The 14,635-nt window shown below is 62.3% G+C and carries 14 protein-coding genes; 9 read left to right on the top strand and 5 right to left on the bottom strand.

Annotated elements, in window-relative coordinates:
- The first annotated feature begins 34 nt into the window (after positions 1–34).
- From urtA to ACPWMG_RS00805, 8 genes are all read left to right on the top strand, one after another.
- The gene (gene urtA, locus ACPWMG_RS00840) at positions 35–1,294 is read left to right on the top strand and encodes an urea ABC transporter substrate-binding protein (RefSeq protein WP_483302774.1); all 1,260 of its coding nucleotides are present in this window, start codon (positions 35–37) and stop codon (positions 1,292–1,294) included.
- Positions 1,295–1,430: 136 nt separating this feature from the next.
- Positions 1,431–2,345 (top strand): urea ABC transporter permease subunit UrtB, encoded by a 915-nt coding sequence (gene urtB, locus ACPWMG_RS00835; protein ID WP_483302773.1) that lies wholly within the window; start codon positions 1,431–1,433, stop codon positions 2,343–2,345.
- A 53-nt stretch (positions 2,346–2,398) separates the two neighbouring features.
- Positions 2,399–3,601: an urea ABC transporter permease subunit UrtC gene (gene urtC / locus ACPWMG_RS00830; RefSeq protein ID WP_483302772.1), complete on the top strand. Its 1,203-nt coding sequence runs from the start codon at positions 2,399–2,401 to the stop codon at positions 3,599–3,601.
- A 21-nt stretch (positions 3,602–3,622) separates the two neighbouring features.
- On the top strand, positions 3,623–4,366 hold the full coding sequence (gene urtD / locus ACPWMG_RS00825; RefSeq protein WP_483302771.1) for an urea ABC transporter ATP-binding protein UrtD: 744 nt from the start codon (positions 3,623–3,625) through the stop codon (positions 4,364–4,366).
- Positions 4,367–4,513: 147 nt separating this feature from the next.
- Positions 4,514–5,203 (top strand): urea ABC transporter ATP-binding subunit UrtE, encoded by a 690-nt coding sequence (urtE, locus tag ACPWMG_RS00820; RefSeq protein WP_483302770.1) that lies wholly within the window; start codon positions 4,514–4,516, stop codon positions 5,201–5,203.
- A 49-nt stretch (positions 5,204–5,252) separates the two neighbouring features.
- Positions 5,253–6,479, top strand: coding sequence for a formamidase (gene fmdA / locus ACPWMG_RS00815; RefSeq protein WP_483302769.1), 1,227 nt, complete (start codon positions 5,253–5,255; stop codon positions 6,477–6,479).
- Positions 6,480–6,511: 32 nt separating this feature from the next.
- A complete protein-coding gene (locus ACPWMG_RS00810; protein ID WP_483302768.1) occupies positions 6,512–6,856 on the top strand; it encodes an FmdB family zinc ribbon protein in 345 nt (114 codons plus the stop codon).
- Between the two features lie 151 nt (positions 6,857–7,007).
- On the top strand, positions 7,008–8,051 hold the full coding sequence (locus ACPWMG_RS00805) for an aliphatic amidase (protein WP_483302767.1): 1,044 nt from the start codon (positions 7,008–7,010) through the stop codon (positions 8,049–8,051).
- A gap of 15 nt (positions 8,052–8,066) precedes the next feature.
- On the opposite strand, the gene ACPWMG_RS00800 is transcribed toward ACPWMG_RS00805, so the two are convergent.
- Complete coding sequence (locus tag ACPWMG_RS00800; RefSeq protein WP_483302766.1) at positions 8,067–8,978, bottom strand: LysR family transcriptional regulator; 912 nt, start codon at positions 8,976–8,978, stop codon at positions 8,067–8,069.
- Between the two features lie 85 nt (positions 8,979–9,063).
- Between ACPWMG_RS00800 and lysA the strand changes: the two genes are divergently transcribed.
- Positions 9,064–10,299, top strand: coding sequence for a diaminopimelate decarboxylase (gene lysA, locus ACPWMG_RS00795; RefSeq protein ID WP_483305158.1), 1,236 nt, complete (start codon positions 9,064–9,066; stop codon positions 10,297–10,299).
- Positions 10,300–10,425: 126 nt separating this feature from the next.
- Here the strand turns inward: lysA and ACPWMG_RS00790 are convergent, their stop codons facing one another.
- The 4 genes from ACPWMG_RS00790 to epsC form a co-directional block, all read right to left on the bottom strand.
- On the bottom strand, positions 10,426–12,318 hold the full coding sequence (locus ACPWMG_RS00790; RefSeq protein WP_483305157.1) for a family 2A encapsulin nanocompartment cargo protein cysteine desulfurase: 1,893 nt from the start codon (positions 12,316–12,318) through the stop codon (positions 10,426–10,428).
- A gap of 81 nt (positions 12,319–12,399) precedes the next feature.
- Positions 12,400–13,332: a family 2A encapsulin nanocompartment shell protein gene (locus tag ACPWMG_RS00785; protein ID WP_483302765.1), complete on the bottom strand. Its 933-nt coding sequence runs from the start codon at positions 13,330–13,332 to the stop codon at positions 12,400–12,402.
- A gap of 75 nt (positions 13,333–13,407) precedes the next feature.
- Entirely contained in the window at positions 13,408–13,692 is a 285-nt protein-coding gene (locus tag ACPWMG_RS00780; RefSeq protein ID WP_483302764.1) for a helix-turn-helix domain-containing protein, read from the bottom strand.
- Positions 13,689–14,627, bottom strand: a complete 939-nt coding sequence (gene epsC / locus ACPWMG_RS00775) for a serine O-acetyltransferase EpsC (RefSeq protein ID WP_483302763.1) — start codon at positions 14,625–14,627, stop codon at positions 13,689–13,691. The genes ACPWMG_RS00780 and epsC overlap by 4 nt, the downstream gene beginning before the upstream one ends.
- Between the last annotated feature and the right edge of the window lie 8 nt (positions 14,628–14,635).

Below are 14,635 nucleotides of genomic sequence, written 5' to 3'. Positions count from 1 at the left end.
CAACCTCAACCCGTCTGCTGCAAGGAGCGCCTCTATGAAGTCACATTCCGACGCCAACACCCCATCCCCGATGGATGCCAACCGCCGCCGCATCCTGCAGGCGATGGGCGCCGCCTCGGTCGCCGGTCTGCCCGCTTGGTCGTTTGCCCAAGCCACTGCGCAAGTCAACACCACCAAGCTGGCCGTGACGGACACCGAAGTCACCGTGGGCCAGTTGCACTCGGCCACGGGTACGATGGCGATCTCGGAAACCGGCTCCATCCAAGCCGAGCAGTTGGCGATTGACGAGATCAACGCCTCGGGCGGCATCTTGGGCCGCAAGATCAAGGTGATCAAGGAAGACGGCGCCTCCGACTGGCCCACCTTCGCTGAAAAAGCCAAGAAGCTGCTGATCAACGACCACTGCGCCGCCGTGTTCGGCTGCTGGACCAGCGCCTCGCGCAAGGCCGTGCTGCCGGTGTTCGAGAAAGAAAATGGCCTGCTCTACTACCCCACCTTCTACGAAGGCCTGGAGCAGTCGAAGAACGTGATCTACACCGGCCAGGAAGCCACGCAGCAGATTCTGTACAGCCTGGACTGGTCGAAGAACGAGAAGAAAGCCAAGACCTTCTTCCTGATTGGCTCGGACTACATCTGGCCACGCACCTCGATGAAGATTGCGCGCAAGCACATCGAAAACTTCCAGAAGGGCAAGGTCGTCGGCGAAGAGTACTACCCGCTGGGCAGCACCAACTTCGGCTCGTTGATGAACAAGATCAAGGTGCAAAAGCCCGACTGCATTTTTGTGGCCGTGGTGGGCGGCTCCAACGTGGCCTTCTACAAAGCATTGAAGGCCGCGGGCATTACCGGCGACAAACAACTGTTAGTGACGCTGTCGGTGACCGAAGACGAAATGACCGGCGTGGGCGGTGAAAACTTCCAGGGCTTCTACTCGTCGATGAAGTATTTCCAGTCGCTGGAAAACGAGAACAACAAGAAGTTTGTCGCCGCCTTCAAGGGCAAGTACGGCAAAGACGCGGTGATTGGCGACGTGACCCAAGCCGGTTACCTCGGCCCGTGGCTGTGGAAGGCTGCGGTTGAAAAAGCCAAGAGCTTCGACGTCGACAAAGTGGTGGCCGCATCGCCTGGCATTGAACTCAAGACCGCGCCCGAAGGCTACGTCAAGGTCGACCCGAACCACCACTTGTGGAGCAAGTCGCGCATCGCCATGGGCATGCCGGATGCGACGTTCAAGGTCGTATCCGAGTCGCCGGAATTGATCAAACCTGATCCGTTCCCAAAGGGGTATCAGTAACACCCCCAGGCTACGCGCACTGCGTGTCGCTACGCCAACCCCCTTGCAGGGGGCGATGCCTGCGGACTGGCGGAGCCAGATCCGCGGCATCCCATGACTTTTTCCGAACCATCCGTCCCCCTGTTGGAGCCGACCCATGAGCTTTTCTGAAATGATGAACATTGGCCTGATGCAGGGCTTTGCGGGCTTAAGCCTGTTTGCCGTGCTGCTGCTCATGGGCTTGGGGCTGGCCATCATCTTCGGCCAAATGGGCGTGATCAACATGGCGCATGGCGAGTTCATGACCATTGGCGCCTACACCATCTTCCTCGGCTCTGAATTGACCGCCGCACACGCGCCGCAGTTCATGCCGTATTACTTTCCGATCGCCATTCTTGCGGCGTTTGGCTTTGCCTTCATCGCTGGCTGGGTGGTGGAGTGGGCGCTGATCCGCCACCTCTACAAACGCCCGCTCGACACGCTGCTGGCCACCTGGGGCGTGAGCCTGGCGCTGCAGCAAAGTTTTCGCACCTTCATCGGCCCGAAGGAAGTGAGCCCCACGCTGCCCGACTGGCTGCTGGGCTCGTGGGCCCCGTCTGAAGGTCTGGACATTCCGATCAACGGCTTGTTTGTGTTGGCCTTGACCGCCGTAGTCACCTGCGGTGTGCTGCTGGCCTTGCACAAGAGCCGCTGGGGCCTGCGCGTGCGCGCCACGGTGAGCAACCGCATCATGGCCAACGCCATCGGCATCGACACCAAGAAGACCGACCGCCTGACCTTCGCCATCGGCTGCGGCATCGCCGGTGTGGCGGGTGCGGCGTTCACCACCATCGGCTCCACCGGCCCCACCTCGGGCTCGCTCTACATCGTGGATGCCTTCCTGGTGGTGACCTTCGGCGGCGCGGCCAGCTTGCTCGGCACCGTGGTCTCGGCTTTCGGCATTGCGCAAACCCAGTCCATCACCGAATTCTTCTTGGCTGGCTCGATGGCCAAGGTGATCACGCTGTCGCTGATTGTGCTGATTTTGATGATGCGCCCACAGGGCTTGTTCGCCTCCAAAGTGCGTCGCTGAGTGTCATTAAGCGCCACGAAGCACCAACGTTTGAACTGTCAGGGAGCCTTCCAATGAAAACACTGAAGTTATGGATCCAACGCTACCAGCTCGCCAGCATGCTGCTGTTGCTGGCCTTGTTGGCGGTGGTGCTGCCACTCACACTCGACATCTTCCGCCTCAACCTGGTGGGCAAGTATCTGACCTATGCCTTCGTTGCCATTGGCTTGGTGATGGTGTGGGGCTACGGCGGTGTGCTGAGCTTGGGCCAGGGCGTGTTCTTTGGCTTGGGCGGTTATGCCATGGCCATGTTCTTGAAGCTGGAGGCCTCTGACCCGATCACCACCAAGATCCAATCGACCCCCGGCATTCCAGACTTCATGGACTGGAACCAGATCACCGAGCTGCCCGCCTTTTGGCTGCCGTTCAAGAGCCTGCCACTCACACTGATTGCCGTGATCGCCGTGCCCACGTTATTGGCCTGGATTGTGAGTTTTGCGATGTTCAAGCGGCGTGTGGGTGGCGTGTATTTCGCCATCATCACGCAGGCCGTGGCGCTGATTTTGACGGTGCTGATCATCGGCCAGCAAGGCTACACAGGCGGCGTGAACGGCATGACCGACCTGAAGACCGTGCTGGGCTGGGACACCCGCACCGACAGCGCCAAATACATCCTCTACTATTTGTGTGTGGCACTGCTGATGGGCGCCATGGTGTTGTGCCGCTGGATCCAGACCAGCAAGCTCGGCACGCTGCTCTTGGCCATGCGCGACAAAGAAGACCGCGTGCGTTTCTCCGGCTACGACGTGGCCAACTTCAAGATCTTCACCTTCTGCCTGGCCGCTGCACTCTCGGGCATTGGCGGCGCGTTGTTCACGCTGCAAGTGGGCTTTATGTCACCCAGCTTTGTCGGCATCGTGCCCTCCATCGAGATGGTGATCTACGCCGCCGTGGGGGGCCGCATGAGCCTGGTGGGTGCGGTGTACGGCACGCTGCTGGTCAACGCGGGCAAGACCTACTTCTCGGAAAGCTTTCCCGACATGTGGCTGTTCTTGATGGCCGCCCTATTCATCGGCGTGACCATGGCCTTCCCCATGGGCTTGGCCGGTTTGTGGGAGAGCCATGTGGTGCCATGGTGGAAGGGCCGCCGCGAAGCACTGCGCCAAGCCTCCGTGCAAGCCCCGAAGGTCGCCAAAGACCACACCCCACCGAACGACCCGCCACCGCCTTCCAACCCCGCTGTGCTGCCCGATGGTGTGCGCAGCCAGGGCGCCTAAGAAGACACAAGGAAGCACCACATGAGCAATACCGACTTCGCCCTGGCCGTGGAAGACCTCACGGTGTCGTTCGACGGTTTCAAAGCCATCGACACCCTGACCTTGTACGTCGACAAAAACGAGTTGCGCGTGATCATCGGCCCCAACGGCGCCGGCAAGACCACGCTGCTCGATTTGATCTGCGGCAAGACCCGCGCCAGCGCCGGCAGCATCAAGTTCAACAACCAGGAACTCACGGCCATGGCCGAGCACAAGCGTGTGCGCTTAGGGATTGGCCGCAAGTTCCAAACGCCGTCGATCTACGAAAACCTCTCGGTCTTTCAAAACCTCGAAGTGTCGTACCCCACCGGCCGCACGGTGTTTGGCGCCCTGGGCTTCAAGTGCACCGACGAAGTGAAGGCACGTGTGCAAGTGGTGGCCGAAGACATTGGCCTGGGCGACAAGCTCGACACCGAAGCCGGCCTGTTGTCGCACGGCCAGAAGCAGTGGCTGGAGATCGGCATGTTGCTGATGCAGGAGCCGGAACTGCTGATGCTGGACGAACCCATTGCCGGCATGAGCGCACGCGAACGTGAACTTACCGCCGAGCTGCTGCAGCGCATTTGCAAGAACCGCGCGGTGATCGTGATCGAGCACGACATGGAGTTTGTGAAGCGCATCGCCCACAAGGTGACCGTGATGCACCAGGGAAAGATCCTCGCGGAAGGCCCCATGGAACAGGTGCAAGCCGACCCCAAGGTCATCGACGTTTACCTCGGCCACTAGTGGCCACGAACACCCCCAGTCTTGCCCACTTCGTGTGGCCGCCAACCCCCTTGCAGGGGGCAACACCAGTGGCCCGGCAAAGCCGGTTCCACGGTGTTCCCAGCAAGAGACAGCGGGCCGCCGTCAACCATTGAAGGGATTCTGAGCATGTTGGAAGTCAAAGATCTGTTTGTGGCCTATGGGCAAAGCGAGGCGCTGCACGGCGTGTCGTTCGAAGCGCGCGCCAACGAGACGGTGGCCATCATGGGGCGCAACGGCATGGGCAAGACCACGCTGTTCAAAAGCCTGATGGGCATCTTGCCGGTGAAGAGCGGCCACATCAGTGTGGCGGGCCAGGACGTCACCAAAGACGAGAGCTTTCGCCGCGTGGCCAAGGGCATTGCCTACGTGCCACAAGGCCGCATGATTTTCCCCACGCTGACGGTGGAAGAAAACATCCAGACCGGCTTGGAGAACGCGGCCGTGAAGCGTATTCCCGAAGAAATCTACGCGCTGTTTCCGGTGCTATGGGACATGCGTGGGCGCAAGGGCGGCAACCTCTCGGGCGGCCAGCAACAACAGTTGGCGATTGCACGCGCGCTGGTCACCGACCCCAAGGTGCTGCTGCTCGACGAGCCGACCGAAGGCATTCAACCTTCGATCATCAAAGACATCGCCAAGGCGCTGAACGAGATCCGCAAGATGCGCAAGATCACCATCGTGGTGTCCGAGCAAGTGCTGTCGTTCGCCATGGACGTGGCCGACCGCTTGTTCGTCATTGAAGGTGGCCGTTTAGTCCACGAAACCGCACGCGACAAGACTGACCTGAACCACATCAAAGCTTACCTCTCGGTCTGATGTTCAGGCTGATCTATTTCTTCACCACAACCACCCAGGAGCCATTGCAATGACGGACACGCTGATCAAAGTCGACCTGACGAAGTCGCCCACCGAGAATGAAAACATCCACAACCGCTGGCACCCGGACATTCCGATGGCCTGCTGGGTCAATCCGGGTGACGACTTCATCTTGGAAACCTTCGACTGGACGGGTGGCTTCATCAAGAACAACGACAGCGCGGACGACGTGCGCGACATCGACCTGACCACGGTGCACTACCTGTCGGGCCCGGTGGGCGTGAAGGGCGCTGAGCCCGGCGACCTGCTGGTGGTCGACCTGCTGGACATTGGCGCCAAACAAGACAGCCTGTGGGGCTTTAACGGCTTCTTCTCGAAGAACAACGGCGGCGGCTTCTTGACCGAGCACTTCCCGCAGGCACAAAAGTCCATCTGGGACTTCAAGGGCATGTTCACCAGCTCGCGCCACATTCCCGGCGTGAACTTCGCCGGGCTCATCCACCCCGGTCTGATCGGCTGTCTGCCCGACCGCAAGATGCTCGACCTGTGGAACGAGCGTGAGCAAAATCTCATCAACACCAACCCCACGGGCGGCTTGGCCAACCCGCCCTCGGCCGGCACGGCACACATGGGCAAGCTCACCGGCGAGGCCAAGGCCAAAGCCGCCGCTGAAGGCGCACGCACCGTGCCCCCCCGCGAGCACGGCGGCAACTGCGACATCAAGGATTTGTCGCGCGGCTCCAAGATCTTCTTCCCGGTGTATGTGGACGGCGCCGGCCTGTCGGTGGGCGACCTGCACTTCAGCCAGGGCGACGGCGAAATCACCTTCTGCGGCGCCATTGAAATGGCCGGTTGGGTGCATATGAAGGTCTCGCTGATCAAGGGCGGCATGGCCAAGTACGGCATCAAGAACCCGATCTTCAAGCCCAGCCCCATCACGCCCACCTACAACGACTACGTGATCTTTGAAGGCATCTCGGTCGACGAGGCCGGCAAGCAGTACTACCTGGACGTGAACGTGGCCTACCGCCAAGCCTGCTTGAACGCCATCGAATACCTGAAGAAGTTTGGCTACTCGGGCGCACAGGCCTATTCGATTCTGGGCACGGCTCCGGTGCAGGGCCACATCAGCGGCGTAGTCGATGTGCCCAACGCCTGCGCCACCTTGTGGCTGCCCACCGGCATCTTCGACTTCGACATCAACCCGAACGCGAGTGGGCCGACGAAGTTCATCGATGGCAGTGTCGACATGCCGCTGTCGCCCGACCTGAAGTAAGCCCACCCTAAGCCGCCCGAGGAGACCGCGCGATGCCGACCTATGACTACCAGTGCCACGACTGCGGCGGCTTTGAAGCCCGCCGCAGCGTGAGTGAACGCGACGCCGCCATCTGCTGCCCCGACTGCGGGGCCGCATCAGAGCGCGTCATGTCGGCCGCGCCGCGCCTGGCGCTGATGTCCGACGGCACGCGCCGCGCCATCGCCGTGAACGAACGCGCAGCGCACGAGCCCAAACGCTCGGGCGACTACGCGCGGCTGAAGAAGCACCCCTCGGGGTGCGGCTGCTGCAGCACCAGCAAACGCGGCGCGACAGTGACGGCGCCGAACGGTGCCAAGAGCGCCCCCAATCGCCGCCCTTGGATGATCAGTCACTAGCAGAGCAACTGCTAAATCCGCCCCGGTTTTATGCCAGGACAACGCGGAACTGGCTTTGCCAGGCCGCAGTTGTCGCCCCCTGCAAGGGGGTTGGCGTAGCGACACGCAGTGCGCGAAGACTGGGGGTAAGCCAAACCTTTAGGAGCCAATCATGATGCACGGTGATATTTCCAGCAGCAAAGACACGGTGGGTGTGGCCGTCGTCAACTACAAGATGCCACGCCTGCACACCAAGGCCGAGGTGTTGGCCAATGCGCGCAAGATCGGTGAGATGCTGGTCGGCATGAAGGCTGGGCTGCCCGGGATGGACTTGGTGATCTTTCCCGAGTACAGCACGCACGGCATCATGTACGACGGCCAGGAGATGTACGACACGGCCACCACCGTGCCGGGTGAAGAGACGGCCATCTTTGCCGAAGCCTGCCGCAAGGCCAAGGTGTGGGGCGTGTTCTCACTCACCGGCGAGCGGCACGAGGCGCACCCGCACAAGGCGCCGTACAACACCTTGATCCTGATGAACGACCAGGGCGAGATCGTGCAGAAGTACCGCAAGATCATGCCGTGGACACCCATCGAAGGTTGGTATCCCGGCGACACGACTTACGTGAGCGACGGCCCCAAGGGCCTGAAGATCAGCCTGATCATCTGCGACGACGGCAACTACCCCGAGATCTGGCGCGACTGCGCCATGAAAGGTGCGGAGTTGATCATCCGCTGCCAAGGCTACATGTACCCCGCCAAAGAGCAGCAGATCCTCATCAGCAAGGCCATGGCCTTTGCCAACAACACCTACGTGGCGGTGGCCAACGCGGCGGGCTTTGACGGCGTGTACAGCTACTTCGGCCACAGCGCCATCATCGGCTTTGATGGGCGCACGCTGGGCGAATGCGGCGAGGAAGAAATGGGCGTGCAATACGCCGCGCTCTCCAAGAGCCTCATCCGCGATTTCCGCAAAAACGGCCAGTCGGAAAACCACCTGTTCAAGCTGCTGCACCGTGGCTACACCGGCATGATCAACTCGGGCGACGGCTCACGCGGCACCAACATCTGCCCGTACGATTTCTACAAGAACTGGGTGAACGACCCCGACGGCACACGCAAAGCCGTAGAGGCGATCACGCGGCCGATGATCGGCACAGAAGAGTGCCCAATCGAAGGCATTCCGAACCCGAGCAGCAGCCCGGGGAATTTGTGATTCTGGCGTGGTTTCTTAAGACCTGCTCATCAATGTTTTGAGCGCCGCTGCCGCCTCGAACAGCGCGCGCTCAAACGAGGCGGCCAAGGGGTTTGTGGCGCGCAGGTTGGGCAGCACCAGGCCCACCTCAAACGGAATGGACGCCATCAACGGCCGGATATGCAGGCCGTGCCCCGCCAGCTCCAGCGCGGTCAGCGGGTTGACGATACCCACGCCCAAGCCTTGGCGCACCAGCGCGCACACCGCGACGGCACTGGTCGCGTCTACCGCCATCACGCGTTCTACGGCGTGTTCGGCAAACAGCGCGTCTACCGTGCGCCGGTAGGGGTCGGTGGGGGCAAAGCTCACGAACGGCTGGCCGGCGAAGTCTTTCAAGCGCAGACGACGGCGCGCCAGCAAGGCATGGCCTTCGGGCAGCACCGCCACCTCGTCGGCCTGCAGCAACGGCTTGAGTGCGGTAGCGGGGGGCGTCTGGCGGCTTTCGATGAGGCCGAGGTCGAAGCGCTGTTCACTCAACTGCAATTCGAGCAAAGGCGATTCATGCGTGGTGATGGACACGCCAGCCTTGGGGTGCTTCAGCGCAAAGCGGCGCACGGCATCGGGCAGCAAGGCGCCTGAGAGTGCGGGCAAACACGCCACCGTGAGGCGGCCTTCGGCAAACTCGCGTAGGCCTACTGCGGCGGCGGCTATGCGGTCTAGGCCGATGTAGGAGCGCTCCACCTCTTCCAGCAGCGCCATGGCGCGCACCGTGGGCTGCAAGCGGCCGCGCACGCGGTCGAACAGGGTCATGCCCAACACCTGCTCTAACCGTGCCAGCTCGCGGCTCACGGTGGGCTGTGAGGTGTTCAGCGCGTCGGCCGCCAGCGTGACGTGGTGGGTGGCCATCACGGTGCGGAACACGTCGATCTGGCGGTGGGTGAGTTTCATGGGCATATCCGTTTTGCATGCATGACGTGAATCTTAGTCATTGAGTGAATGACGTGGTACTTTCAGAATCAAGTCCATGAACTCTTTGAAAACCCCTTTTCAGCCTGCGTTGTTGCAGCAGCTCGCCACGCAACACGGCACCCCGCTATGGGTTTACGACGCCGCCACCATTCGCCAACGCATCGCGTCGCTGCGTTCATTTGACGTGATCCGCTTTGCGCAAAAGGCCAACTCCAATACACACCTTCTGCGGCTGATGCGCGATGAAGGGGTGCTGGCGGATGCCGTGTCGCTCGGCGAGATTGAGCGTGCGTATGCGTCCGGTTTCAAAGCCACGGGGGCAGGGTCGAGTGGCGTGGTGCTCACCACCGACGTGCTCGATGCCGCAACCTTGGCCCGCGTGGTGCAAGACCGCATTCCGGTCAACGCAGGCTCCATCGACATGCTGCACCAGTTGGGCGCTCAGTCACCCGGCCACCCCGTGTGGCTGCGCATCAACCCCGGCTTTGGCCACGGCCACAGCCAAAAGACCAACACCGGTGGCGAACACAGTAAACACGGCATTTGGCATGCCGACCTGCCCGCCGCCTGCGAGGCCATCACCCAACACGGGTTGAAGCTGGTGGGCTTGCACATGCACATCGGCTCGGGCGTGGACTACGGCCATCTGCAGCAGGTGTGTGGTGCGATGGTGGAACTGGCGGCGCGTGTGCCGCTGCCGATTGAAGCCATCTCTGCGGGTGGCGGCTTGTCGACGCCGTACCGCGCGGGCGACCAAAGCGTCGATGTGGCCCACTACTTCAGCCTTTGGGATGCGGCCCGCCGCAAGATCGAAGCCGCACGCGGCCACGCCATTCAGTTGGAGATTGAACCCGGTCGTTACCTGGTGGCCGAGGCCGGGGTATTACTGGCCGAAGTGCGCGCGGTCAAAGACATGGGGTGCAACCACTTTGTGTTGGTAGATGCCGGATTCAACGACCTGATGCGCCCCGCCCTGTACGGCAGCCACCATGCCATGAGCGTCGTGCCCCAAGACGGCGTGGTGCGCGCCATGCGGCCCACCGTGGTCGCCGGGCCGTTGTGCGAAGCGGGCGACGTGTTCACCCAAAGCTCGGGCGGTGAAGTGCAGCAGCGCGACCTGCCCGAGGCACGGGTGGGCGACCTGCTGGTGTTTCACGATGCGGGGGCGTATGGCGCATCGATGTCATCCAACTACAACAGCCGGCCGCTGGCAGCAGAGGTGCTGGTGGATGGCGCGCAGGTGCGTTTGATCCGGCGCCGGCAGCGCATGGACGAGTTGCTTGCGCTGGAGCAGGTTTAAAGAAAATTGGCCGTTTACGCACACTAGATAAGCGTGAGCAGCTATCAAATTAATAAACCCCAAAATGCAAAGAGCGCAGGCCGCTATGTTGTGCATAGCCGCCTGCGCTCTTAGATTTTGAAAGGGTTAACCGCTGCGTCGTGCCGAAGCCAGACGGCGTACCACCGCCACCAAACGGTCGATCTCGTCAAAGGTGTTGTAGAACGCCAGTGACGGGCGCACCGTGGTTTCCACGCCAAAGCGGCGCAGGATGGGCTGCGCGCAATGGTGGCCGGTGCGCACGGCAATGCCTTCTTCGTTAAGGGCCTGGCCCACCTCTTCGGTGCTGTAGCCAGCCAACACAAACGACATCACGCTGGCCTTGTCGGCGGCGGTGCCGATGAGGCGCACGCCTTTGATGGCGCCGAGCTGCGCCATGCCGTAGACCAGCAGGTCGTGTTCGTAGCGGGCAATGTTTTCAATGCCCACCTTGTTCACGTAGTCGATGGCGGCGCCCAGGCCCACGGCGTCTGCAATGTTGCCGGTGCCGGCTTCGAACTTGTTGGGAATGGGCTGGAACACCGTCTTTTCGAACGTGACGTCGGCGATCATGTTGCCGCCGCCTTGCCACGGTGGCATGTTTTCCAACACTTCGCGTTTGCCCCACACCACACCGATGCCGGTGGGGCCGAACACCTTGTGGCCAGAGAACACAAAGAAGTCGGCGCCAAGGTCTTGCACGTCAACGCGCATGTGCGAAACCGACTGCGCGCCGTCCACCAGCGCCACCGCGCCAGCACGTTTGGCCAGCGCGACGATTTCCTTCACCGGCACCACGGTGCCCAGCGCGTTCGACACTTGCGTGACGGCAACGATCTTGGTGCGGTCGTTCAGCAGCTTGCGGTATTCGTCCAGCAGCACCTGGCCCGAATCATCCACCGGAATGACGCGCAACTTGGCACCCTTGGCGGCAGCCAACTGCTGCCAAGGCACGATGTTGGCGTGGTGTTCGAGGTTGGAGACGATGATTTCATCGCCCTCGCCCACGTGTTGCCCGCCCCAGCTTTTGGCCACCAGGTTGATGGCCTCGGTGGTGCCACGCACGAAGATGACCTCGTCCACCTCGGGTGCGTTGATGAAGCGGCGCACCCGGTCGCGGGCGCCTTCATACGCATCTGTCGCACGCGCAGCCAAGGCATGCGCGGCGCGGTGGATGTTGGAGTTCTCGTGCTCGTAGAAGTAGGCGATGCGGTCAATGACCGACTGTGGCTTGTGTGTGGTGGCGGCGTTGTCGAACCACACCAATTGCTTGCCGTTCACCCGCTCTTGCAGGATGGGGAAGTCGCGCCGGATGGCGTTGACGTCGAACGGTGGGTGTTGGCCCTGACCAGCTTGCGGTGCGGCGTTCACACCGTGGGGGTATGGCGTGGCGGGCGTGACGTAGCCGCTGGTGAGGCGCACCGAATCGACGAAGTAGAACTTGGGCTCAGTGCTTGGCGCTGGTTCTGCAGGAAACGCTTGGCCAACCGGCGCAGACACCGGCGACAAAGGCGCCACGGGCGCGCGGCCTGCAACGTCAGCGTCTGGGTGACCGAACTGGTGGTTCAGAAAGTAGAACGGCGAAGCGTCTGGCCGGGTGGCCGTGGGCGCTGCTTGCGCAACCTGCGCCTTGGGCTCGCCCAGCAACACATTGCCAAAGCGCGGCTCGTAGGCTGGCACGGCGCTCAGCACGTGGTCGGGCACTCCGTTGGGCGCCACAGCGTGTGGCACCAGCGCGGGCGCGCGGTTGCCCAGCGACAGGGCTTGGGTGGGCGAACCCTGCACCAAGTTGCTGCCGGGAATTTGGCCTTGCGGAATAGGCGTGCCGGGCACACCGGGGCCAAAGCCAGCAGGGTTGGCCAAGGCCGAGCCGGGCGGCGCGATGTTCACGGGTACTTGCGCACCCGGTGCACCCGGTAAGCCCGATGCACCCGGTACAGCGCTGAAGCCCGCCGGAGACGGAAAGCCGTCTGGCTTGGCCGCAAACAGCTCGGTGGCCATGCGCGCCAGCAGGGCTGGATCGAATGGCGCACCTTGCGGTTCAGCAGAAGGAAAAGAGGGAGACGTACTCACCGTACTGCTTTATTTGTAGGTGTCTGGATAGTCGTGGTACTTGCCGATTTCGACATCGTCGAGCACGGCCAGCGCGTCGGTGGTCAGCACCGCCAGCGAGCAATACAGCGAGATCAGGTACGAGGCAATCGCGTGGTTGTTGATGCCCATGAAGCGCACCGACAAACCGGGGCTTTGCTCGCCGGTCAATCCGGGCTGGAACAGGCCGACCACGCCTTGGCGCTTGTCGCCCACGCGCAGCAGCAGGATCTTGCTCTTGCCATCGGCCACGGGAATCTTGTTCGACGGGATCAGCGGAATGCCGCGCCAGGTGATGAACTGCGAGCCAAACAGGCTGACGGTGGGCGGTGGCGTGCCACGGCGCGTGGCTTCGCGGCCAAAGGCGGCGATGGCCAGCGGGTGGGCCAGGAAGAACGCGGGTTCTTTCCAGACCTTGGTCAGCAACTCGTCCAGGTCGTCGGGTGTGGGCGCGCCGGTCAGCGGGAAGATGCGCTGCTCGTCGGTCACTTGCGCCAAGAGGCCGTAGTCGGGGTTGTTGATGAGCTCGCTTTCCTGGTTCTCTTTAATGGTCTCGATGGTCAGGCGCAGTTGCTCTTTGATCTGGTCATGCGGGCTGCTGTAGAGGTCGGAGATGCGGGTGTGCACGTCGAGCACGGTGCTCACGGCGTTCAGGAAGTATTCGCGCGGATGCTCTTCGTAGTCCACCCAAGTGCGTGGCAACTGGTTTTCTTCTTCACGCGAGGTGCAGGTGACCTTGATGGACTCGGGGTTCTTGACCTTGTTGACGCGGTAGATACCGGCCTCGACGGGCACCCATTGCAGCAAGTGCGTGAGCCAGCGGGGCGAGATGGTCTCTAGCTGGGGAACGGTCTTGGTGGCGTTTGCTAGTTGTCTTGCGGCGTTGTCGCCCAAAGCGGTAGTGCCGCCCACGGTTGCTGTCATGAAAACCCCTGATTGAAGTGAAATGTCGAAAACGAAATGCGCTGCGTCAGAGTGTCGAGCGCGGGCCGTTTGCCCTCAACCGGCTATAGCCGTCAACGGTGGTGTGCGGCCAACGGCGGTGTGCGCATGCAGGGAAAGATGCTCGCTGTGCGCCACCAAGGCACTGCACGCCAGGCCCAAGGCTTTGGCCAGTTTTTGCAGCGTGACCAGCGAAGGCACGGCACTGCCGCGCTCGATCTCGCCCACGTAGGTGCGGTTTAAATCAGACTCAGCGGCCAGGCGCTCTTGCGACCAGTTCTTTTGCTCGCGCAGTTGCTTCACGGCCTGGCCAAAGCTGGCCCCAAGGTTGGCAGCGCTCATGCACGCCTCTCTTCCTTTGGCGCCAGCTCTTGCTGCACGTCGGCCTGCGATACATTGCCGCCCGGTGGCACGCTGTGCGTCAACCACACGTTGCCGCCAATCACCGCGCCGCGCCCCAGGGTGACGCGGCCCAGCACCGTGGCACCGGCGTAGATCACCACGTCGTCTTCCACAATCGGGTGGCGCGGCTGGCCTTTTTGCAGATGGCCTTCGGCATCGGTGGGGAAGCGCTTGGCGCCCAGCGTTACGGCTTGGTAGATGCGCACACGCTGGCCGATGACAGCGGTTTCGCCTATCACCACGCCCGTACCGTGGTCAATGAAAAAGCCGCCGCCAATCTCGGCGCCAGGGTGGATGTCGATACCGGTTTGCGCGTGCGACAACTCGGCCGCAATGCGTGCCAGCAGCGGCAAGCCCAAACGGTAAAGCTGGTTCGCCAACCGGTGGTGGATCATGGCCAACACGCCGGGATAGCACAGCAATACTTCATCGACACTGCGCGCGGCCGGGTCGCCGTGGTAGGCGGCGAGCACGTCGCTGTCGAGCAGCGTGCGGATGGCAGGCAGCGCGGCGGCGAAGTCGTGCACGGCGGCGCTGGCGCGGGTGGCGATGGAGTCGGTGGCGCTGCGTGGGTCGTCCGCGCGGGCGTGGCGCTCCTGGTAGGCCAGCTCTAGCTGCGCTTGGGCGTGCAGGCCGTGCAGCGCGGTGTCGAGCGTGTGGCCGACGTAGAAGTCTTCACTCTCGTGCCGCAGGTTGGGCGGGCCCAGGCGCATGGGGAACAACGCACCTTTGAACTCTTGCAGAATTTGCGCCACCGCATCGCGCGAGGGAAACTCGCGCCCGCCGGGCTCGCCCGAACGTTTTTGGGCGGCACGCCAGTCGCGGCGAATCTGGCCGAGGGACTGGACGATCGGTTCGACGTTGAATACAGCCACGTGGAGAT

It is taken from the genome of Hydrophilobacter chitinilyticus (assembly GCF_049860745.1).
Classification (GTDB): domain Bacteria; phylum Pseudomonadota; class Gammaproteobacteria; order Burkholderiales; family Burkholderiaceae_C; genus Rhodoferax_B.
The sequence above is the reverse complement of the archived record's forward strand: the minus strand, read 5'-3'. Positions and strand labels throughout refer to the sequence as shown.